15 protein-coding genes are annotated in these 24,201 nt (G+C 26.1%); 4 read left to right on the top strand and 11 right to left on the bottom strand.

Translation table 11 applies throughout. The annotated features are described in order from the left end of the window. Nucleotides 1-35 precede the first annotated feature (35 nt). Together ACRCZX_RS01860 and ACRCZX_RS01855 are read right to left on the bottom strand one after the other, a co-directional pair. Nucleotides 36-665 (bottom strand): class I SAM-dependent methyltransferase, encoded by a 630-nt coding sequence (locus ACRCZX_RS01860; RefSeq protein WP_438581247.1) that lies wholly within the window; start codon nt 663-665, stop codon nt 36-38. Between the two features lie 26 nt (nt 666-691). Next, a complete protein-coding gene (locus ACRCZX_RS01855) occupies nt 692-1,441 on the bottom strand; it encodes a 5'-methylthioadenosine/adenosylhomocysteine nucleosidase (RefSeq protein ID WP_438581246.1) in 750 nt (249 codons plus the stop codon). A gap of 150 nt (nt 1,442-1,591) precedes the next feature. Between ACRCZX_RS01855 and ACRCZX_RS01850 the strand changes: the two genes are divergently transcribed. The 4 genes from ACRCZX_RS01850 to ACRCZX_RS01835 are packed head-to-tail and all read left to right on the top strand — an operon-like array spanning nt 1,592 to nt 7,745. Then, complete coding sequence (locus tag ACRCZX_RS01850; RefSeq protein ID WP_438581245.1) at nt 1,592-2,830, top strand: TolC family protein; 1,239 nt, start codon at nt 1,592-1,594, stop codon at nt 2,828-2,830. Between the two features lie 9 nt (nt 2,831-2,839). Further along, nucleotides 2,840-3,901, top strand: coding sequence for an efflux RND transporter periplasmic adaptor subunit (locus ACRCZX_RS01845; protein WP_438581244.1), 1,062 nt, complete (start codon nt 2,840-2,842; stop codon nt 3,899-3,901). 1 nt (nt 3,902) lies between these two features. Then, on the top strand, nt 3,903-6,929 hold the full coding sequence (locus ACRCZX_RS01840) for an efflux RND transporter permease subunit (RefSeq protein ID WP_438581243.1): 3,027 nt from the start codon (nt 3,903-3,905) through the stop codon (nt 6,927-6,929). Nucleotides 6,930-6,941: 12 nt separating this feature from the next. Then, nucleotides 6,942-7,745 carry a MerR family transcriptional regulator gene (locus ACRCZX_RS01835; RefSeq protein ID WP_438581242.1) on the top strand — a complete coding sequence of 268 codons (804 nt, stop codon included), beginning with the start codon at nt 6,942-6,944 and terminating at the stop codon, nt 7,743-7,745. Nucleotides 7,746-7,794: 49 nt separating this feature from the next. Here the strand turns inward: ACRCZX_RS01835 and ACRCZX_RS01830 are convergent, their stop codons facing one another. From ACRCZX_RS01830 to ACRCZX_RS01790, 9 genes are all read right to left on the bottom strand, one after another. Further along, nucleotides 7,795-8,532, bottom strand: coding sequence for a hypothetical protein (locus ACRCZX_RS01830; RefSeq protein WP_438581241.1), 738 nt, complete (start codon nt 8,530-8,532; stop codon nt 7,795-7,797). Between the two features lie 17 nt (nt 8,533-8,549). Beyond that, the gene (locus tag ACRCZX_RS01825) at nt 8,550-9,563 is read right to left on the bottom strand and encodes a hypothetical protein (protein ID WP_438581240.1); all 1,014 of its coding nucleotides are present in this window, start codon (nt 9,561-9,563) and stop codon (nt 8,550-8,552) included. 4 nt (nt 9,564-9,567) lie between these two features. Beyond that, entirely contained in the window at nt 9,568-10,455 is an 888-nt protein-coding gene (locus ACRCZX_RS01820; protein WP_438581239.1) for an OmpA family protein, read from the bottom strand. A gap of 11 nt (nt 10,456-10,466) precedes the next feature. Further along, a complete protein-coding gene (locus ACRCZX_RS01815) occupies nt 10,467-12,038 on the bottom strand; it encodes a MotA/TolQ/ExbB proton channel family protein (protein ID WP_438581238.1) in 1,572 nt (523 codons plus the stop codon). Between the two features lie 15 nt (nt 12,039-12,053). After that, nucleotides 12,054-15,344, bottom strand: a complete 3,291-nt coding sequence (locus ACRCZX_RS01810) for a hypothetical protein (protein WP_438581237.1) — start codon at nt 15,342-15,344, stop codon at nt 12,054-12,056. Between the two features lies 1 nt (nt 15,345). After that, nucleotides 15,346-17,940, bottom strand: a complete 2,595-nt coding sequence (locus tag ACRCZX_RS01805) for a hypothetical protein (protein ID WP_438581236.1) — start codon at nt 17,938-17,940, stop codon at nt 15,346-15,348. Nucleotides 17,941-17,950: 10 nt separating this feature from the next. Beyond that, complete coding sequence (locus ACRCZX_RS01800; protein ID WP_438581235.1) at nt 17,951-21,367, bottom strand: tubulin-like doman-containing protein; 3,417 nt, start codon at nt 21,365-21,367, stop codon at nt 17,951-17,953. A gap of 12 nt (nt 21,368-21,379) precedes the next feature. After that, nucleotides 21,380-22,645, bottom strand: a complete 1,266-nt coding sequence (locus tag ACRCZX_RS01795) for a hypothetical protein (RefSeq protein ID WP_438581234.1) — start codon at nt 22,643-22,645, stop codon at nt 21,380-21,382. Between the two features lie 666 nt (nt 22,646-23,311). Next, the gene (locus ACRCZX_RS01790; protein WP_438581233.1) at nt 23,312-24,073 is read right to left on the bottom strand and encodes a hypothetical protein; all 762 of its coding nucleotides are present in this window, start codon (nt 24,071-24,073) and stop codon (nt 23,312-23,314) included. Nucleotides 24,074-24,201: the final 128 nt, after the last annotated feature.

Below are 24,201 nucleotides of genomic sequence, written 5' to 3'. Positions count from 1 at the left end.
AATTAGAGATGGCTTTTTTTGAAAGCCATCTTTTCTTAATTAGATTTTGTGAAAAGATATACTTTCAAACTTGGAAATATAAATTTTTCTTTTAGAAAAACAAAACCAGCTTTGTTAAAAATATTTTTTATCTCTTTTGAAGAATAAATTCTAAAATCTCCTGTATTTCCATATGGAAGAGTTTTATTAACAAACCATCTTAAAATTTCAAGAATATAAATTTCTCCCAATACTAAATTTCCACCAGGACTTAAAACTCTATACATCTCTTCTAAAGATTTTTGAGGATTCTCATAGTGATGAAAAGAATTTAAGCAGGTTATAACTTCAAAAAAATTATCCTGAAACTCTAATTTTTCAGAATCCCCTATTTTAAACTCTATTCCATTATTTCCTAATTTGGCTTTTTCTATCATTTTATAAGAGATATCTACTCCAAAAAGCTGAAATTGTTTTTTATTTTCCAAATAACTAAACTTTACTTTTATCTCTTTTAACAGCTCACCTTTTCCACATCCTAAATCAAGTATTTTTTCAATTTTTTTAGGATCAATCCAAGATAAAACAGTTTTATAATGTTTATATGAATCTCCATGATTTCTTTCTGCTATTTTGTTAAAAAACTCAATAGTATTTTTTTTATATCCTCGATTTTTATTAATCATTTTTTAGTTATCTCCCACTCTATAAACTACATTTCTAAAAGCATATTCATAACTATTTTAGCAGAGTTATCAGCTGCTATATTAACAAAATCATTATAATTCATATGAGCACTTCCATCGGCTTTATCAGACATAGATCTGATAACAACAATTGGAGTTTTGTAAAGATTAGCGACATGAGCAACAGCAGCTCCTTCCATTTCTACAGCCCATGCTCCAAAATCAGTTTCTAAAGCTTCTACAGCTTTCTTATCAGCTATAAATTGATCTCCAGTTGCGATTGTACCTATATAAACTTTATTTTTTCCTAAAACTTTTTGTGCAGAATTTTTAGCTATATTTATCAGTTGTTTATCAGCAAAGAATTTAGTATCTACAGATCCTGGAACAGCTCCTTTTTTGCTTCCAAATATTGTAGTGTCATAATCATGCTGAACTAAATAATCAGATATAACAACATCAGTTATATTCAAGTTCTTATTGATTGCTCCTGCTACTCCTGTAAAAATTATTTTATTTACATCATACTCTTCCATTGCTATAGTTGTAGACATAGCAGCATTAACTTTTCCAATTCCAGATTTAAAAACAACAACATCTTTATTTAATAATTTCCCCTCATAAAATACAACTGTAGCTCTTTCTTCTTTTTTCACCTCTTTCATCTCAGAAAGTAAAATTTTAATTTCTGAATCCATAGCACCAATTATTGCTATTCTGTCTGCCATTGCTAAAGTTGATGTTAAAAGCGCTAGTAGTAGTGTAAATTTTTTCATTTTGTTCTCCCTTTTAATTTTTTATAATACAATTAATTATACTGCAAAAGAAACTTAGAACAAAGTACTTTTTTCAAACATGCGCTCTTGACTCTCAACTTACTTTATAGTTTATAATTTTAATTGTAAAATGAAATTAAAGGAGATGCTATGAAGAAATTACTATTACTGTTTTTTAGCTTAAGTTTTATATCTTTTTCTCGAGAATTAACCCTCGATGAATCTATTGATTTATTGAATAAAAACAATCGACAGCTTCAACAAAAAGATATGTCCGTACAACAAAAAAGACTAAGTGAAAAAACTAAAATTAAAAATGCTTTACCATCGTTAAAAGCTGAAGGTACATATTCTGATTATGATGAATCTAAAAATTTAGACAGTTCATTTAGTAATAGAATCTACCTATCACAACCTCTTTTCAAAGGTGGTGAAATTTACTACAACTCTAAAAGCAGTCGAGCTTTAAGAGAGTTTGAAGAAAATGATTACACTTCAAATCGAATTAATCTAAGATTAGAAGTTATTCAATCATATATAAAAAATCTTCAATTCAAAAAAACTTTAGCTGTATATGAAGCTTCTGAAAAAGAAAAAATTGAAGAGCTAAAAAAGCTAAAAGAATTTTACAAGCTAAGCATTATTGATAAATCAGAAGTTTTAAGAGTTGAAACCTCTCTTTATCAAACTAAAACCTCTATTATAAAAATAAAAAATAGCATTACAACTGAAGAGTTAGTACTTAAAAATCTTTTAGGCATAGATATAAATGAAAATATCACATTAAAAGAGATGAATGTTACTAACTTTGAAAATGATAAAATAGAATTAAACAAAGATATAGAGTCAGCTATGAAGAATTCAACTCTTGCTATAAAACTAGATAAAAATATACTTATAAGTGAATTTAACTCTAAAAGCACTAGAAGTACTTTTCTACCTAAAATTGACTTAGAATATGGTTATGAATCTTTGGAAGATACTAGTTTTTCTAAATCAAACGAAGAATGGCAATGGAAAGTTGGAGTTGGAGTAAAGTGGGATCTATTTAATTTTGGAAGTGGAATAGATTCATACAAAGAATCAACTCTTGAAATTGAAAAGCAAAAGCTTTCAAAAATCGATTCTTTAGAGAATTTAAAAAGAGAGATTACAACCTCTTATCTTCAACTAAACACTTCTAAAGAAACTATCAAGACTAATGAAAGTGCTTTTTTGACAGCTCTAGAAACATTTAATATAGATAAAGAAAAGTTTAATAATAGAATTATAGATTCTGTAGATTTTTTAAAAACAGAAGCCGAGTTAAGAGAAGCTCAAATCAACGTTATAAACTCTCAACTTGATTACTTTATATATTATCAACAATACTTATCACTACTAAAATAGGAGGATTTAATGAAAAAATTATTATTAACACTATTTACAATACTAGCTTTAGCTGGATGTAAAAGTGAAAAGAAAACTATACCAACTCAATCCGAGGTTATCAAAGATGTAAAAGTTGAAGAGTTAAAGTTTCAAAATATTAAAACTAAAAAAATATATAATGGTGATATAAAACCAAGTAATGAAATTAAAATTATCACACCAACAGGTGGATATGTGAAAGAGATTAAATATAAAAATGGTGACTCAGTAATTCCAGGAGCAACAATTTTAACTTTAACTGATGCTTCTACAGAAGCAAGCTATTACGAAGCAGAAGGAAATCTTATTAAAGCAAAATCAAGCTATAATATGAACAAAGTTTCTTTTTATAAATATGATGCTCTTTTCACTAAAAAACTTATCTCTGAAGAGCTTTATTTAGAATCTAAAAATAAAATGGAACAAAGTTTAGGTGAATTAAAAATAGCTGAAGCTGGTTATACTAGAGCTAACGACAATTTTAAAAGGCTCGTTGTTAAAAGTGAAATAAAAGGAGTTATCACAGATTTAAACCTTAAAAAAAATGAAAAAATTAATTCTGGAAGTAATATTTTAACTGTTGTTCAAAAAGATGAAATGGAGATTGTTATAGCTGTAAGTCCTGAGGATGTAAAAAATATATACAGAGACAAAGAAGCTAAAATAACAGTCTCAGCTTTAGATAAAACTGTTATTGGTCATGTAAGCGAAATAAACTTGTCAGCTGATACTGATACAAAAAGATTTGAAGTTAAAATTTCTATACCTAATGAAGATAACACTCTTTTAAAGGGTATGTATGGAAAAGTTGAATTAGAGCAAGCTGAAGTTAATGGAATTTTTGTACAGAAAGAAGCTGTTATGATAAAAGATCTTTATTCTTATGTTGCTATTAGTAGAGATAATGTTGTTTCAATCTATAAAATCAATCGTGGAACTTCAGAAGGAAACCTTCAAGAGATATTCTTTAATGAGTTTAAAGACGGAGATAAAATAGTTGTTCAAGGACAATATCTTCTAAATAACAATGATAAAGTGAGGGAGATTTAGTATGAGAATACTTTCTGAATTTTCTATAAAAAAACCAGCTACTGCATTGATGATTATAATTTCAATGATTTTCTTTGGATTTTTAGGGCTTTCAAGAATGCCTGTTGAACTTATGCCAAATACCTCTAATCCAACTGTTAGAATAAACATCGAGTGGAAAGGAGCGACTCCAGAAGATATCGATAAAATGATTACTAAAAAAGTAGAAGATATTCTTCCAAATGTTGATGGTATTACAGAATACTCTTCTAACTCTAGTTCTGAAACTTCTGAGATCAATGTTAAATTTAAATATGGAACTGATATTGAAACAAAGATAACTTTGATTCAAAATGAAATAAATCAGATAAAAAATAAATTACCAGAAGATATTGAAGAGCCATCTATAAGAGAGCAATCAATGGGATCGGCTCCTGCTGCTGTTTTAGCTATGTCTGGTGGAGATCCTATGGAAGTTAGAAGCTATGCTCAAAACTCTCTAAAACCACTACTTGAAAGAATTGAGGGCGTTTCTCAAATTGTAATTTTTGGTGGTAAAGAGCAAGAGGTCTTAGTTCAAATAGATCCTGAAAAATTAGAAAACTATAATCTTAGTATTTTAGATATCTCAACTCTAATATCTAAAGCAAGTACAACTCTTCCTGGCGGAGTAGTAAAAGAAGGTGAAAAAGAATTCTATGTTAAAGTTCAAGGAGAACTAAAAACTCCAGAAGATATTGCTAACATAGTTTTAAAGAATAAAAACGGACACATTTTAAGATTAAAAGATGTTGCAAATGTTAAAATCGATACAAAAGATCCTTCAAATTTATTTAGAAAAAAAAATCTAGATGGTTTAGTTATTGTTGTAGCTAAAACAGATGAGGGAAATGCGATTGAAATTGTTAAATCTGTAAATAAGGTTTTAAATAGTGTTAAAAGTTCACTTCCTTTAAGCTCTAAGCTTGAATATGACTTTGATTCAACAGTAATAATTAAAAATTCAATTAATAATGTTAAAGAAACAGGTATTATTGGATTGGCTCTTGCTTCTATAATACTATACTTATTTTTAAGAAGTATCTCTGCTACTATCGTTATAGCAGTTGCTATTCCTATATCTATAATATTTACATTTTTCTTACTAAACGCTCAAGGACTTTCATTAAATCTTGTATCTTTAATGGGATTATCACTTGGAATTGGTATGTTGGTTGACAACTCGGTTGTTGTTTTAGATAATATATATCGACATATGACAGAGCTTGGAAAAGATAAAATTGAAGCTGCTAGAGATGGAGCTGCTGAGATGGGGCTACCTGTTTTAGCTTCTACTTTAACAACTGTTTCTGTATTTCTACCTATAGTTTTCCAAGAAGGTATGGCAAAAGAGCAATTTAAAGATTTATCATACTCTATCTCTTACTCGCTACTTGCATCTTTTATAGTTGCATTAATATTTGTACCTATGGTTTCAAGTAAGATTTTAAATGATAAAAAAAATATAACTTCAGAAGGAAAAGTTATAAAAAAAGTAAAAAAATTATATATTAGTATTTTAAGATGGGCTATAAAAAATAGAGGTATAGCTGCAATAGGAACAGTCCTTTTATTTGTAGGTTCTATATTTGCTGCATCAACTCTTGGTGGTGGTTTTCTTCCAAAAACTGATGATGGAAGATATGCTGTCGTTGCAAAGTTACCTTCAAGTGCCGATATAAATATGAGTGATAGAATTGCTAAAATATTAGAAGAAAAAGCTTCTAATATCAAAGTTGCTCAATCATATACTATGTCTGGAGATAGTAGCAATGCTATTTTAAATATAAATGCAGGACTTAAAACATCAAGAGATGAAAATTTAAACGATATTATGAAAACTTTAAGAGAAAGTTTTAAAAATATCCCAGATGTAGTTTTAAGTATTGTTCCATCATATGTTTTTGGAGCAAACGGTATCTATGATTTAGAATTTGAATTATACTCAGATAACGAAATACAACTAAAAGATATTTCTGAAAAATTAAAAGAAAAGATGTATAATATAAATGGAGTTACAGATATATCTTCATCTTTTGAAGGTGGTAAACCCGAAGGTAAAATAATTGTTGATAGAGAAAAAGCAAAGTTTTATGATGTTGATATTGAAGCTTTAGCAACTATGATCAAAATACAAATTTTAGGAGATCAACCTATTACAATAAATAGTGATAATGGTGAAATTGATGTTACTGTTCAATTAGATAAAAAATACAGACAATCTACAAAGATGTTAATGGATTCTAGAATAACTTTAAACAATGGTAAAAACGTTAAAATTTCTGATATTGCTAGTTTAGTTTTAGAAGAGGGGCCATCTAAAATTGAGAAAAAAGATAAAAAGAAAAAGATTGTTCTTTATGCTAACTTAGAAAATGGTGCTGACCTTCAAAGTGCAAAAACATCAGTAGTTACAGAATTTAAAAATATGAATGCACCTGATAGTGTTTCATATGGTTTTGGTGGAGAAAGTGCTGATATGGCAGAAATGGGTAGTCAAATGATTATTAGTTTCTCTGTTGCTATATTCTTAGTTTACTTTATACTAGTTTGGCAATTCGAATCATTTATACTACCATTTATAATTATCTTATCAATTCCATTATCAACAATGGGAGCTTTATATAGCCTGGCTTTATTTAGAGTTGATCTAGATGTTATGGTTGCAGTAGGGTTTGTTATGCTTGCAGGTATTGTTGTTAACAATGCCATTGTATTAATTGACTTTATGAACTTTAGAATTCAATCTGGTGACAGTATCAATAAAGCTATTATTGTTTCTGGTAAAACTAGACTTAGACCTATTCTTATGACAACGCTTACTACAGTTTTAGGAATGATTCCACTTGCTTTAAGTAATGGTGATGGTTCTGAAACATATTCTGGAATGGCTTTTGTTGTTATATTTGGACTTTCAACAGCAACATTATTTACATTAGTTGTTATTCCTATATTTTATTACTTAGTTTACGATTTAAAAGTATTCTTAAAAAAAATTATTAAAAAATAGATTGGAGAAAATATGTACGAAGAATTTTTCACTATAGGAGATGTATCTAAATCTACAAATATTCCTATTTCTACACTTAGATATTATGACAAAGTTGGTTTGCTCTCACCAGCTTTAAAAAATGATGATACAAACTATAGATATTACTCTCCAAAACAGATTTTTGTATTAAAAGTTATAAATCATATGAGAAATCTAGGTTTCTCTATTGATTATATCAAAAGTCATTTTGAAAATATGAACTATACTCACACTCTAGAGCTTTTTCAAAAAGTTCTTTCTGAAACACAGTTAGAAATTGAGAAACTTAAAAGCATTGAAAAAGAACTTATTGAAAGTCATGATAAATTTAAAGAAAATTTTCAATTAGAACAAAAAATTGGTAACCCATTTATAGAAAATTCTCTAAATATAAAAGGAATTATCTATGGTGAGTCTACTCATAACTCTAAAGAGTTAAGTAAAGTTTTAAAATTAATAAACAGTTTTGAAGGAAAAAATAATTTACATCCTGAATTAAGAGGTTTTAAAACATCTTTTAAAAGCTGGAAAAAAAATAGATACTCAAAAGATTATCTTTTCGCTCATATGAAAGAAGAAAATATAAACATTTCTATTATTATTCCAGAAGGGAAATATGCATGTGTATATGGAAAGGGCGTTTTTGAAGAGCATGAAATTGTTGAAAATCTTCTAAAATGGATTACAGCTAATAACTATACCGCTAAGCATGAATTTTATATAACTTTTACAGATCTTCTTATGTTTAAAAGTAAAAAAGATTTTCTATATTTACTTAGAATTCCAATAATGTAGATTTTAAAATGGAGTGTGTAGAATTTAGTATAAATTCTACACACTCCATTTAATTTTTAAGCTTTAGGTTATAATACTGATAAAAATTACTTATAACAATATCGAATACAAAACTTTTTAAATTATCTACATCTTCTACCACATGTTCATATGGAATATCTGCAAGTTCTTCTCCAATAGTAGGCTTTAAATCTTTCATAAAAAGTTTAAGATTTTTTCGAATATCTAAAAATAAATTTTCTAACATCTCATTTTGCTCTCTATTTTTCTCGTAAAAACAATCATATAATTTTAATATCTTTGCTTCTAAATGATTTAACTTTATAAGATTTTTTTTTATTTTATTTTTCCAATTCCACTTCAAAAGAAAAAATGGTTTATTAAGCTCTAAAATTTTTAGTTCTTTTTTTAATTCTTGAAGATTTTTATCAAAAATTTCTAAATCATTTTCTGTAAATTCATCGTCGCTATAATTATCCTCAAATTTATTTAATATAACCTTTGAAAAAATCCCTACTGTTTCTTTCAAAATATCAATCTCATTTAGCATTTTTTTTGCATCTGAAACAACTTTTCTTTTAGGAATATCCTTTGTTGATTTATTAAAAAATTCCATAACTTTTTTTAATATATATATAAAAGTTTTCTCATCATAAGTATCTTTAAACATCTTATAAAAAGTAGCTGCAAACTCTGCTGCTACTTTTGGAGTTATTTCATTTTTTATTGATATATCATTTTTTACTAAATAACACTTTTCATTTATTTCATTTTGAGCATCTATCATTTTTTATTTAATCCTTTCTACTTAAAAATGTAATAATATCCAATATAACCTAGTATTCCCAACATTACTAATACTAGTAGTATTCCCAATACAATTCCAATTATTTTTAGAGTTGTATCTATCTCTATCCATTTTATATCATAACCTGATAAATAAAGCTTTTTTGCAACTTCTTTAAAATTTTTACATTCATATAATGTTTTTTTTTCTTTTAACCTTTTTTCTGAAGTTTCTATTTCAGACTCCATTATTCTATAATATCGATTTTTATTTAAAAGCTCAATCCTCATATTTTTATTTTTTGTTTTAGTTAAAGATATAATATCTTTTCCTTTCAAAAATATAAATATAATATTATCAATTCTTTCTATCTTTTCAAAATCTAATCTGTTGTATTTTTTAAAAAAATATTTTACTTCAGATGGCGATCTAGATAACATCTCTTTTTTTATATTTCCTCTTAGCTCTTTACTTAACACTTCCATATCAATATATCTACCTAACTCTATCAGAATTGGAGATAACTTTTTAAAAACATCTGGATTTTCCAATTTTTTAACGACATCTTCAAAAATTTTATACTTTATTTTTATCTCTATTGGAAATGTCCATTTTGTATAAAGGATTTCAGATTCTTTTATCATAAACTCTATAAAACTTTCTTTTGTTACTTTTATATTATTTTCTGAATACTTTTCAATCATAAACTCTATTTTTTCATTTTCAGCTTCATTTTCGTAGAGGTAGAGGTAAAGTTTAAAAACTTCACCTCTTGATAAATTTTTATATGAATTTCCTAAAAAAAGGATTTCTTTTATATTATCTTTTATTTTTTTATCACTATATTTAAATATTGTATTATTTTTTAAATTTGAAAATATAACATCAATATTTCTATTTTCTATATTTTTTCTATCTACATTGCTCAAATATTTATTTAAGTCTTCTGAATTTTGAAACGCTTCTAATCTATGTTTCACTTTTAGTAACTCTTCAAACTCTTTTTCTAATCCATTCGGCACTTTTATCATAGTATTAATTATCCTCCGAAGAGTTTTTCAACATTTTTTGTATGTCTAGTCTATATTTTATAGTAACTCTTCTACTTTTATTTCTATCTACAACTTTATTTTTAGAATCTTTATAAATTAAATTAGCATTACTTTTTCCATTAGATGATAAATATACTTTTAATTTTTTTAATCTTTCTTCGCCCAACGTTTCTACTAAATACGAATCACTATATATAAATCTAGCTACTTCATAAGCTCTTTTTTGTGATAAATCTAAATTGTATAAATAGTTTCTTTGAGCATTTTTCGACCCTGAATCATCTGTATGCCCCTCTATAGTAAGTTGTTCTAAAAAGTTTATTACTGTTTCATCATCTATAAACGTTGCAAAAAATTTAGGTAGAATCTTTTGTAATTTGTCTTTTCCTACATCTTTCAATTGCCATTCATTAACACCAAATAGCACGCTATCATCTAGAATAAGCTCTTGATTTACCGTATCTATTTTTATATCTTTATCATCTTTAAAAGCATCTATTAGCTTTGCATTAATTCTATTATGAAGTTCTTCTATTGTAGCTTCTTTCTTTTCTAAAGATTTTATTTTTTCTACTAATTTATCTATTAAGATATCTTTTTCTGCCAAATCTTTGTTATCTTTTCTATACTTTTCTATTATTTTTTCTAAAGATTTTATTTTATCTTTTAACTTTATTATCTCTTTTTTTAAAAAATCATTTTCTTTTCGCAAAGCTATATTCTCTGATATTAAAGCTTCTATTTTTTGTGGTGCTGATGTTGAAATCTCTTTTATATATAATAAAATAAATACTAAAAGTACTCCCATTATTAAATCACTTATAGATAAAAAGAAGTGGTTATTTTCATCAAATTTTATTTTTTTACTCATTTAAAACCCCTCTAATCATTTTTTGAAACAATCATATCTTTTAGATTTAATATAATATCTTTAATCTGACCTGTTACATTTGAAACTGTACTATCATATTCATTTAATGCTTTTCCAATTTCATTTTCTAAATTCTCTTGATTTTCTTTTATTTTTATATGCTGTGCTTCAAAATCTTTTCTTCTGTCTTCCATTCCATTAGTGATTAATTTAACACTACTCTCCATAGTTTTATCCAATTCAAGAATATTTTGAGCATTTTTTTCAATTGAGTTATTCATTGAATTCAATAACACTTCATTTTTATTAAGCATTTCTAACAAGCCTTCTTTAAAATCTGAATTAATCCCTTTATAGTGACCTGCTAAATTTTGAACTGTATTATTTATAGTTTCTGAATTTTTATTTGTTGACTCTTCTAAATCTGAATAGCTTTTAACTACTATAGAATTTAAGTTATGAACACTATTTTCTATTTGAGTTTGAAGTAAACTCATTTTTTCCATTGATATTAAAAAATCTCCTGTTCCTTTCATATACTTATCATATTCTTGCATAGAATTTTGAGCATTTTGAAATATAGAGTTACTTATATCATTCATCGTCTTAAATCTAGTTACTATTTTTGGTAAATCTTTTACTATATCTATAAATATAGTGTTGTTATTTTCTATGCTATCTTTTGTTTCAATTAAAGTATTTTTAATCTCTTTAAAGCTATCAACTAATTCTTGATTGAATATCTGTCCTATACCTTTTGAAACTACACTACTTATATCTGTTGTCATCTTATTCATATTTTTATCCATACTTTTTTCAAATGTTCCAAATAAAGCATTTTTATTTTGATCAAGTGCTACAGCTACAGAATTTCCTAAATCTTTTGTTAAACTTTCACTTAATTGTTTTAAATTTTCTTCTATTTTTAAAACAATATCAGAAGTATTATCTCTTGGGAAAATAACACCCAAATGATATTCAATTTGCCCAATTTCTCTAACCGACTCTCCTATCCAAGTTTTTTGACATCTTGTGTAAATTATTGAACAGAACATTCCCAAAAGACTTGTTAAAAAAGCCAAACTCATTCCAGGAATTATTTCATCTATTATACTTATCTGTTGAGTTGTTCCAGAGCCTATACCTATTTCATTAAGACTTAAAAATAATCCTGCAAATGTTCCTAAAACTCCAAGACCTACTAATGTAGGTCCTTTTTGAGTTAAAGAATGAATATTAAAATTACTTTCTATTAAACTTATTTCATTAAAAAAATCTTCACTTTTAACATTTTGAAAACTTTTAGAAAACAAACTATTATTGTAATCTTCTATATTGTTATTAATATGTTTGAAATTTTTAGTTGATAAAATCATCTTATATTCTTGATATATTTCATCTGATTTTATGTCTTGAAATTCATTTTTTTTATCTTTTATCAATTTTAAAATTACTAAATACTCTTTAAGTTCTTTTGATAATTTTTTTGTTGGTAACAACTCAAAAAAAGCTTTTATTGCATATCCAATTATTCCTAAACAAAAAATATTGTTTAAAAAACTTGTACTGTCTATTATATTCATTTTTTCATCCTTTTATTATATTTTTGATTTTAAATAAGCGTATTCTTTATCAAAATCATCTTCTTTTTTACTATCAATCGATATTTTTTCATAATATCTTTTTCTAGCCTCGGTGAATTTATTTTCTCCCAGGATTTTATTTAATAAGTGTGTCAATTCTTCAATATCAATCTCTTCTGAAAGCTTTTCTAATCCATATCTTAAATATTCTAATTTCTCACTATTTTTAATTTCAGACTTATTCCATAACTTTTTAGGAATATTACCTCCATCTAACCAGTTTAAGTAATCTTGTATTAACTCTAAAATCTCTTCAAAGTTATCACTAATTGCTCTTACTAAACCTATATCTTTATGAGAATCTTCTACAAAGTAAAGGTTAATAACATTCTCATTATTCTCTTCAAATATATTTTTATATTCTGTTTTTGAGATTGATACTTTAGATGGTAAAATATGAGCTAAATAATCTGGTGTTGAGAATCCCTCTTCATAGTATTCCAAGCTAGTTTCAGTCTTAAAGAAATTTTCTGGAACTGAAGTAAATATTTTTATATATCTATAATTTTCAGGAAAAACAGTTCTAAATATTTCATTTAATAAAACCACTAAAGTTGTTGCTACAGCATCTGAGTTTCTGATTTTTAATTCTTTTGTTTTTAAGCTTATTGATAGAATCTGTCCATTTGAATAATCTCTTGTGAACTTTTCTCCTAAAGATTCTAAAGGATTATATCTATAATCTTGATTTTTTCCATTTAAAAATTCATAATATCCAACTGTATCTATCTCATAAGTAGCTGAATGAGTTTTCTTTTCTAAAATATAATTTCCATTTTCAAAAGTTCCAAACTTATTTTTCAATTTCGAATTAATTTTTTCTATTTTAATTTCATCTTTATTTCTATAAGTCACTCTTTTTTCCCTTTTCGAAGGAACAATATTAATTTTTTTATTTATCAAATCTATACTTTCAACAGAGTAAGATCTTCCATCAAAACAATGAACTTGATTTTTTAAATAATTTTGATAAACATGTTCAAATGGGATTACTCCATATATTTTTCTTCCAGAGTCAATTATTTCAAAATTTTCAAACCATTTAAAATATGTATTTTCAGATATATCAGCACTCAACTTATAAAACTTCTTCTCTTCAAAGTCATTTTTTTCAACACTATATACCCTTTGAGTTTCAACACTTAAATAATCTCTTTTTAAAATATTAATACCATAAACATTTAAAAAGAGCTTTACTAGCTCCTCTTCTATATTTTTAATACTACTTTCAATAGACATCATCTCTATTTTTATATCCTCTTCCGATACCTTTATATGAGCATTTGTTAATAGCTCTTTTAAATAAGCTGCAACTTTATAGTTGTTACTTTCTATTTTTGGTGTATAACCATAATGTGGTGAACTTGTAAAGTAATCTATATTATCTACAAAGTAATCTCTCAGTAAATAATTTTCAGAAATTACATTAACAAATGTTTCTTCAATACCTAATGATGAGAATTTTTTTAATAAAACTGGGGCATTGCAAAGTTTATCCTCTACAAACAAAATGTTTTTATTACTTTTTTTAGTAAGTGAAGTAATAGGGTTATTAATCGCTATATTTCTATAGATATCATTTAGGTTAGTTTTACTTATTGGTCTATCTTTTAAGTAATCTTTTGCCATTTCTACATTATTTTCATAATTTAAATAAGGTAAATTACTCTGCTCTACAAAATTAAGGTTTTTAAAGCCATGATTCCAGGCTAAATATGAAAGTGTACTCGATATTCCAAGCTCCACCTTTGGGACTCCATCCATTATTTCAGTATAATACTCTTTTCTAGAATCTGCTCGCCAAATTATTCCATAGAAATTTTTAGGAGCTGTGTTACTTATATGATGTTCCTCTGCATTAATTCCTAAATTCTTATTTATAGAAACTTTTAAATTTGCTGTTCCATTTGACAGTATTATATATTGAGCTCCCTCGTCTTCATTTTTATTTACTTTGAAATGAGTATTCAATATATTACTTAGTATACTTAATGTTAATACATTTTCTGCTATTTCATCTAGCTTCTCATTTATTACAAATACAACTAAATCTTTCAATTCATTTTGTTCCTCTTGAATTTTTTGTATAAAATCTTGCTGATGTTTAATTATTTCACTTTGAGTTCCAATTAAAATATCCCAGCTTGTATGATTTCTCCAATCATCAAAAGTTACAATTTTTCTAATGCTTTTTTTATAAAGCTTTTTAAAACAACCTTCAAACCAATCTTTTATAAGTTCTCTATTTTGAGCATTTGTATAAAGATCTGTTTCTGCGAGCACTAAAATCTTTTTACCTTTTATAATACTTTTTTCTAAGTAAGAAAAAACAAAAGGAGAAATCTCTTCATAATTAGCATCTGTTATTATTGTATCTTTACCTTCAAATAAATCTTCTAAAATTGCTAAATATTTAGGTTTTACATCAAACTTTTTCTTTAGAGTTAAATAAACCTCTTCAACATCTTTATTTTTTATATTTTCTTCTACTATATGATTATTTTCATCTGTAGTTTTTACCTCTTTATAGACATCTGCCATAATATTAGCTGGCCATACATTTTTATAATGACTGTATAGTTCTTTAAAACTATTTATCTCTTCTGGTTCTTTTGAAACTTCATTTTTTTTAGATTTTTTTAACTTTTCAGACACTTTATTTTGATTTCCATTTAAATAATTAAATAGTTCAAACATGAAAAGATAGCCTATAGTTGAAAAAAGTGGAAAATACGGTGTTACGGGTATTTCAGAATGAAGCTCATACATATTAAATTTATTAATAATTACATAGTTTGATATTATGCTAAAAAGTGCAAAAATAACAACTAATACTTTAACCGTATCTCTTACAAATCTATAATGATCTTTTAAATAATAACTATTTTCTACTTTTTCATATGGACTACTTTCTCTAAGTTCTTTTTTCATCTCGGATTCTTTACAAGAAATTTTAATCACTATTTTATCTAAAACTAGCATAACAACTGTTATTATTCCAGGAATAAAGTAAGACCAGTAGAAAATACTATATGTAAATTTTTTATAATCTATTATTTTCGAAATATAAAATACTCCTATAAAATTAAATACTATTATAATTGATAAGAATATTAGATTATCAATTTGTTTATATCTAATATTCTTGTTTAAATTTAAAGTACTTAAAATCCATGAAAAAAATGCATAAAAAATTATTAATGTAATTAATATATTAGTTTTTACAAACTCTATTATCCAATCCATTTTAAATCACCGCCTCACTATATATCTTGTCTTCATTTAATAAAATAGAGTGACAGCCAAATAAATTTTGAGGACATATTGCAGTCTCTTGCTGATTTATATAAACTATTAAATCTTTATACTGTGGTATCTCTATATATTTAGTAGGATTAAATTTATCATTCTCAAAAGGAATTTTTTTATAATCTATCTCTTTTAATTTTACATTGAATGTTTCATTTAAATAATCTATTTCATATGCATTATTATCTCCAATATTACTCATTATTCTTTTCAACTCACTAGCATTTTGACAATGTAAATCTATTTGATTTCTATAATATTCTAAAAGTTCTTGCTGCTCATTTAGATTTTCTTCTTTTCTTTTAGCTAACTGATAATTTTTTTCAGCAATTCTAACCTCTATTTCCTTATCAATATGTTCTTTTTTATTTTTTATTTTTTTAGTTAGATCTAATTCATAACTATTTCTTTTTCTGATAGATATATTTAGAAAGTCTTTTATTTTAGATTTTAAAATCAATAGCATTATTGAGATTACTATAGATATAACTAAACCTGTAAGCAAAACAATGCCTGTAATAGCTATTGTACTTTCAATATTTTTATAATATCCATAAATAAAAACTTGAATAAACGATAGCAACAATAGTTTCAATATATCTATATTAGCTGGACGTTTTTGAAGTAAACTTTTTAATTCTGTTGGATTAACCTCAACATTTCCTTTTATTTTCTCTATCCATTCATTCTTGAGATCTATCTCTACCTTTTCTTCTAGAGTCCCTAACTCTTTTCTTAAATTATCTAGTATATTTTTTCTCTCTGATACTTCTTGCTCTATTAAAATATTTTCTTCTAAATTCTTTTTTCTTTTTGGAGCGATTAGAAATCTGTTCTTTTTACTCTGATAGTCAAATAGTGCCTCTGTAGATTTATCTATATAATTTGAGAATTCTTTTTCTGCTCTTTCTATCCAGTCATAATAACTATCTATGTCATTTGGATAAAACATAGTTTTATAATCTGGAAAATCTACTTTAGATATTTCATTCAAACTTTTTAAATCTTCTAAAGATTCATCTGTTGATGAATAATAATCTATCTCTATATTTGATTTCAAACTTTTCTTTTCTGCTTCAATTCTATTCTTTTCTCTCAAAAGAATCTCTATATATCTATCAAAAATCATATTATTATAATTTTTTTTAAATTTGATATCTTGTAAATGAAAATATCTATTATGATATATATAGTTTTCTTTATTTTCAGCATATTCTACTAAAAACAGCATAAAGTAAGATAGTTTCAATAAATTTTTATTAAATTCTAAAGTATTCTTTTTTTCAAAAGGTATTCTAAAAATCTTATAGTTGTTTTGTCTTGAAGCTCTTTCAAGACTATAGCTCTCTTTTAATAAATCTTTTAAAATATCTTCAGCATTCACTAGCTTTGCTTCTTTTAAAGATTTATTTTCTATAATTACATCTAACTTTTTTTTGATAAATCTATCTTTAAATCTCTCTCCTACTATTTTTATAGTTCTTCTATCTAAATAAATATTAGAGGTTTCCTCATTTGCCTTTAAGCTCAACGAGTTTAAAGCATCTACCTTATTTCTAACTATTTCTTCTATTGTTTTTTCAATCATATCTCTAGCACTTTTTAAATCTTCAATATATTTTTTACTAAGGTTATATTGCTCTTCTCCAGATAAAAGAGGATTATGTTTATTCCAAATTTCACTTAATTTTGAAATATCACCCTCATTAAACAGATATTCATAATAATATTCCTCTCTTTTCAAAATAGATAACATTACATTTTTTATATCTAATTTTTTTATAGAATCTACTCTCATCTTAAAATCATGCTCTAAATCATTTTTTAATCTTTTTTTAAAAAGATCATATTTTTTAATATGACTTCTTATTGATGAGTCGTCTATAGCTCCTATCTTATTTCCTTCTATAAACTCTATTTTATTTTTTATTATATCATCGATAGTATAATAAATTTCTTTTAAGTTATCAACACTATCTTTTTCTGAATCACTCAGCTTTTCATAGTTGTTATTTGAAAACTCTATATTTTCTATTTTTTTTATTAGATTTTTCCATTTTATTTCAATTTTTGATAGCTCTTCAAAAGTTATTATTGGAGCTGAAGTATATCCATTTTTATCTAACTCTTCCGCTATTGAAGCATTTACATCCATTGGAGTTGATCTAAAATCTCTTTCTAAATCATCTATTGTAATAAAATTTATATAATCTGCTTCTAATCTTTCTTCTAACAACTTATTTAAAAGTTCATCTTTTACACTCAAAACTCTATTTGTAAGATTTTTATTAAAGTACATATTTTTCTTGTCACAAATAGGAACTATAAATAGTAATTGAAACTCTTTTTTAGATTTTTTTAAATGACTGCTATTATATATATAATATTTTATCTCACTAAATATATCTTCATTAGTCTTATTAGAAGAATTTATAATCTTTATTTTTTGTTCTTTTAAATATGGATAAAAATAGAGCTTTGTTAGCTCTATATTATCTATATCCTTATCTAAATTTACTAAAAATGTTATCATTTAAATTCACCTATCCTCTAGCTCTTTCTCCAATCAATTTAAATAAATCCTCGTATTTCGCTTTTCTTGCTGTTTCAATCCCTAAGCTAGAACCACTTTCTTTTAAAATTGACTCTACTTTTCCTGAAATTTTATTTTTTAAATCTTCAATAAAATTAACTCCCTTATCACTTTGTGAATATTTAGAAGATTCATTTAATGCTGCTGAAATGTAGAAAGCTGCTACTTCTGAAGATGTTGTTTTTCTATAATCTCCATAAAACTCATCTATATACTCTTGAGCTTGCTCTATGAATATATTTAAAATCTCCATTATTTTTACCTGTGCTTCTTTTTTCTTTGCAGGCTCTGCGTCATTTACATACTCTATCAATATATCTACTATATTTTTATTATCTTTTGTATTTGCTATAGTTATGAATTTATGATTTTCTAAAGCATGTCTTTGGAATTCAAAATCCTCAACTTTTTTTTCTTTTATTCTTAGATTTATATCATCTACAAAGTAAGGAGTATAACCTAACCCTTCTAACAAGTTTGGATACAATACTTTTACTGGTGTATTTCCTATTTCAATTGGCTTTGAGCTTCCTTCCCTCTCCAGAAATGTCCATATAGATCTTCCATCATCTTTTCTTTGTTGAATAATATTGTATAAAATTCCATTTACAAATCCTTTTGTAACAGCTTTTTTATCTATATCAGCTTGCTCATCATTTATATCTGGCATATAGTTAATTAGATGCCATCTTTTATCTAGATGTGGTGTTACTGTTAGTTCATTTCTGTTTAATTTTTCTATTACTTCTTTATAAGCTGAGTAATAAACCCCATCTTCTGTTTCTTTCTGAGCATTTGCTGGAGCAAATTTTTCAAAATCTTGAGCTCTTAAACCATGCATTGATAAATATTTTATAATTTCATATTTTGAGAATCCAGAACTTTCTACTGTATTTTTATTTCCACCGTTATTTGAGAATAAATTTTGTGCTTGCTGCTCAGATAAATTTCTTAATACAATTGGATTTACTCCCCATAAGTCCAAGAAGTTTACACCTTTTTTCTGAGAAAAAGGCTTTGCTCGATTTTTTATATTTGTAATATAGCTTTCTATTACATTATTTTGTTCTTCACCATAAATATTTTTTAATTCACACTCTTTTCTAACTGCAGCTATAATATCCATATCTAATGCTTCACTTAACTTAATTTTACTTACATAACTCGATTTTATTTTGTCTCCAAAAATATCTTTCATTTGACGAGCTAATTTATGATTTTCATTTTTTCTTCTAGCTATAAATCTAGAATATTTTTCTTTAAAGATTTCATTATAGCTATCCTTAATAATATTTTCAGTATCTATATTTTTGATTAGATTTTCATACAACTTATTCTTCATCTCTTTTTTAGATAAAACATATACTTTACTTACATCATTTTTTTCTTCATGGTTTTTTTCTAAGTTATGATACTTAATTGAGAAGTCTGTCATAATTTCTTTAAGAGCTCTAAAGAAACCTTCTTCATTATGCTCTATCATTTCATCTACAGCCTTTAATAAATCTGTATAAACCCCTAACTGTATCTTCTTTTGACAATAGTTTCCAATTCTTCTAAATTGCTTTGTAGCTTTATCTGCATATTCACCTGAAAAAGTTTTTTGAGCTCTATTAAATACTCCAAATATTCCAGATGATTTAGATACTGCTTCATCTAAAGCTTCCCTAGCACTTTTTCCTTCTCCAAAATCATTTGAATACTTTTCAGAACCTTTATATAAAGTAGCTACTTCCTCTTCTAAACCTCTCACTTTATTTAATAAAGATTCTTTCAAATCATAAAAGAAATATCTACTAGCAATTGGACTTAGTGCTTCTCCATCACTTTTTCCAGATAGCCAATATCCTAATTGATGTGGGAATTTACTAATATCATTTTCTTCAATTAATACTAATGGCAACATATCTGTTACAATTATATTTTTCTTGTCATCTATTGAGTTCATAACACTTTTTTTATATCTCACTAGGTGTGCTTCAAAACTTTCAACTTCATTTCTTAAGTCATCACTTTTTCCAACTAAATTTTGTTGAATAGGAGTTTTATAATTCATAGATTCTTTATACTCTTTTGCTGACTCTATATCTCCTTCTATTCTAGTTTCTATACTAGTTAAAAACTCTGATGTTTTTTTAGCTCCAATTTCATTGTCTTTTAAAACTACGTGTAGTGTTCTATTTATGTTTTTGAAGAAAACATCTCCATTTTTCACTTCATTATCAAACAACTCATTCATTCTGATATGCTTTTTAGGTAATTCACGATGAATTCCTTGCTTTTTGTAATTTTCGTACTCATCTAATTCATTTTCATAAAGAGTATCTAGTTTAAGCCATTTTTGATTTAAACTTTCGTTTGCCAATCTATATGCATTATAGTCTACTAAGTCCTCATATGGGTATATTAATGATGCTACTCCAGCACTTGCATATCTTGCTCTACCATTGTTTTCAATTACATTTACAAGCATATTTATTTCATCTGAAGATGCTTCTCCTGCAATATCACTAAACAGTTGTAGATATACTGTTTTTGTAACATGGTCTAAATAATGTTGGTAGCTTCCTAAATTTTTCCCATCAGTGTTTTCATAATCATAAAGGAAAATAAAGTCATATGGATTCTTTGTTACTTTTTCATCATCTTTCATTCCAGGCTTATATGCTAGTTGTATATTGACACTATGCTCATTTCCAGAAGACATCGTTGATCTTATAATTGCATCTAGTTCTTTTAAACAAGCGTATCCGTTTGCTCTTATATTTCTTATATGAGTTCCATTTAAAACATTATTTTTTATTAGAATATCTGGTAATATAAATGACCCTCTTATTGTTACTGATTTGCCCTCTTTTTGGAAATAATCTCTTAAATATAATGCTGTTTGTAAGAAAATACCTGATCCTGTTCCTCCTGCTAGAGAGCTTACAATCATTATTCTAATCTCTTCAGCATGACTCTCTCCATTTAATTTAGAAAAATCAGCTAACTTTGATTCTAAATCATTTAATCTTCCACTTCCGATAGAGTCCATATATGCTAATCTAGATATAGCTCTAACTTGACCTGCTCCTGTTAAAAACTGAGTATTTAATATTGTAGGTGAATCTGTTGGAAACCATTCTTCTGCATTTGATTTGTGAATTTCGTCTTTTGCTAAACACTTTCTTACTGTTAAATCAGAACTTGTTATTGTTATGTCCTTTTCTTTTAGTCCTAATTTTTTTGCAGCATTTACATCTGTATCAAACACATGTACTACTACTTTTTTTCTTTCATTATCAGGAATTTCATTGTAAACATCTGTTACAATTCTACTTCCTATTCCTCCTAAACCTATTATAAGTGCTGGTTTATTTGCCATTTTTCTCTCCCCTTATTTTTCTATTTTATATAAATATTTTCTTCTGCTATTATCAAATACAAATTCAATATTATCTTCATTATACAATCTGTAAATGTCTTTTTTTCCAGTTTTAAGCTCTTCTTTATCTAGGTAATCTCCGTTTATATAAACTTTATTTACAGAACTTCTATTAAATAATTTTGCAAAACTATCTGCTGTTATTCCAACACATCCTTTATTAGCAACGAATACCAATCCTTCTATATTGCATCTATCATCTTTATACGGAGTCATTGTAGTTAAGAAATCTGTTTTTAATAACTTTCTTTGATTCGGTCTATTATAACCGTCCATTATCTCTTCAATTACAATTTTTTCACCTTTTTTAAATCTTTTTTTCTTTATATATCCAACTATAAAACCTAAGCTAGTTAAAAATAATATTGTTCTCATTATTAAATTTCCATAAGCAGACCAAAAGCCTATTCTTTCTAATTTTAAATTTCTTTCAGCATTAAAAGTTTTGTTTTTTTCTTTATTTTCTAAAACTACTTTTATTTTTTTATCTCCTTGAGGATTTTTAAATTTAGAAGTTTCAGAAAATTCACTTAAAACATATTCCCAACCATAACAATTTAAAGAATCTATAAACTTTTTATTTGAAATTCTTCCCGAAAGATTTGTATTTATTTTTATATTTAAATCATGAATTTCATCTTCAGTTAACTCTTTTTTATTTAATTTTGGAACAATGTAAAACTTTTGACCCAGCAAATCTTTTTGAGTTATAAAATCTTTTACGCCTGGGAAAATCTCTGTAGATATTTCATATGGTTTCGGTGGTTCAATTTTTGGTAGCTCTATAACTTTTGGTGGTTTTGGTAAAATAATTTTTGGCTTTGGAGCTATTCCTTCTATTATATATATATCTGATTGATAATAAAAGTATCCTGGAAATTCTGCACTTCCATCAATTGATTTTCTACCTTTTTCTATTTTTAAAATACCTTCATAAATATTTTTCTCTTCATTATATTCTAAAAGTATTTTTTTATGACCATAGTTTATAGTTACACTTGTTCCTACTACATGGTCTAAAAGTTCATTTGATTCTGCATTTTGTAATCTTGCAACTACTTTAAATTCATTATCTGTTGGTATATTTAATAGTCCATTTTTCAACTCTTGACCAATTTCATCAATTAAAGATACTTTGAAAGTTGCTGATACTTCTGGTAAAACTTTTATATCTTTAACAACATTATTTTTAAATTCTAAAATTATCTTATATAGCAATAGGTAAGACTCTGATATTATCTCAATCTTTTCCCCTGCTCCACACCGTACGTGCGACTTTCACCGCATACGGCGCTCCATCATAACTTACATTATGACTTGGGATTATCCGTCCACTATTTATTATCATAGCTTCATCCGTACTGCATCCCTACTCTCACAAGATTAAAGAAATTTCGTTTAACTTCAACTTATATTCACCAACAAGTTCTAACAAACTTATTGTTGTATCTTGCTTTCCACGTTCCATATTTTCTATCATTAAATTCACTTAGGTTGTTACTATAAGCCTGTAAGCTGGATATTGCCTTTAACAATATAGTGAGTTTCATAATAATAAATTTTACTAATCACCACTTACACCACAATATGGTTACAACATTTCTATTGTATTGGAATTTAGACCCTTAAATTTCGTAACTTCGTCAGTAATATATACATTCTAACCATATGAATTTGACTCCCGATCTGTCATTATCTCGATTTTACAATTCGCATTTCCTCAGCTTAATCTGTTAGGGATAACTCTCAACCGACTTTACCGAGCTTTATACAATTAAATTTAGTTAGAATCTAGTTGCATATCGGAGTATTAGAGGAGGTATTTCTAGACGTTACCCTATCATTCTACCTCTCGAAAATACAGTTCTCTATTAAAGATTACAATTATGCAACTTTTAATATGCTATAGCTTTTAACTATAGAACGTGTCGCACTATTATTTCCATCTATATGAATCACATTTGCTGACAACAATATTTTACCTTCATTTTTATGAGGTTTATATTGCTTATCAATTTGTATTTCTTTTCCATCTACATATATTTTTTCTAAACTGTTAAGTTCGTCTTTGCCCTCTATTTGATCCAAAAATATTATTTTAGATAATGGAAACAAACTATTGAATTCTAATCTATTATTTTTTATTACATATATATCTTTTAAAGATTTTGATGACTTTGAAGTTAATAATTGAGCTATCTCTCTCATTTTTACTATAATCTCTTTTTCATTTGAAGCTTTGAATATTTTTGGAAACTCTCCCTCTCCAAAAATTTCTTTCCAAATTTGAATGCCTTTTTGTTTTTCATATTTTTCTAATTCATTTTGATTTGAGCCAATTAATAAAAAGACTGGTTTTAAATTGCTATTTTGAACTGATTTTGAAATAGAGTTTTTTATGCTCTCTATATTTGGAATTGGTTTACCATCTTCAAACTCTCCATCTGTTATTACCATCAGCCAATTTTGCTCGTCTTTTGAAGAAGTTTTTTCAATATAATCTACTATTGTTTCAATACTTCTATAAGGTGTAACCTGTGATTTTGCTTTTAAATTTTTCTCAAAGTACTTTAACTCATTTTTAATATCTTTTAAATTAACTACTGTTTTGTATAGCAATAGGTAAGGATTTGAAGTTATCTCCACCTTTTCCCCTGCTCCACACCGTGCATGCGACTTTCACCGCACACGGCGTTCCATCATAATTTTAAATTTTATTTATATTTAGAAAGTGTTTTTAATATTCTTGCATAATTCTCATTGTCTTTATAGTA

The organism is Cetobacterium sp. (assembly GCF_051658645.1).
Classification (GTDB): Bacteria; Fusobacteriota; Fusobacteriia; order Fusobacteriales; family Fusobacteriaceae; genus Cetobacterium_A.
The sequence above is the reverse complement of the archived record's forward strand: the minus strand, read 5'-3'. Positions and strand labels throughout refer to the sequence as shown.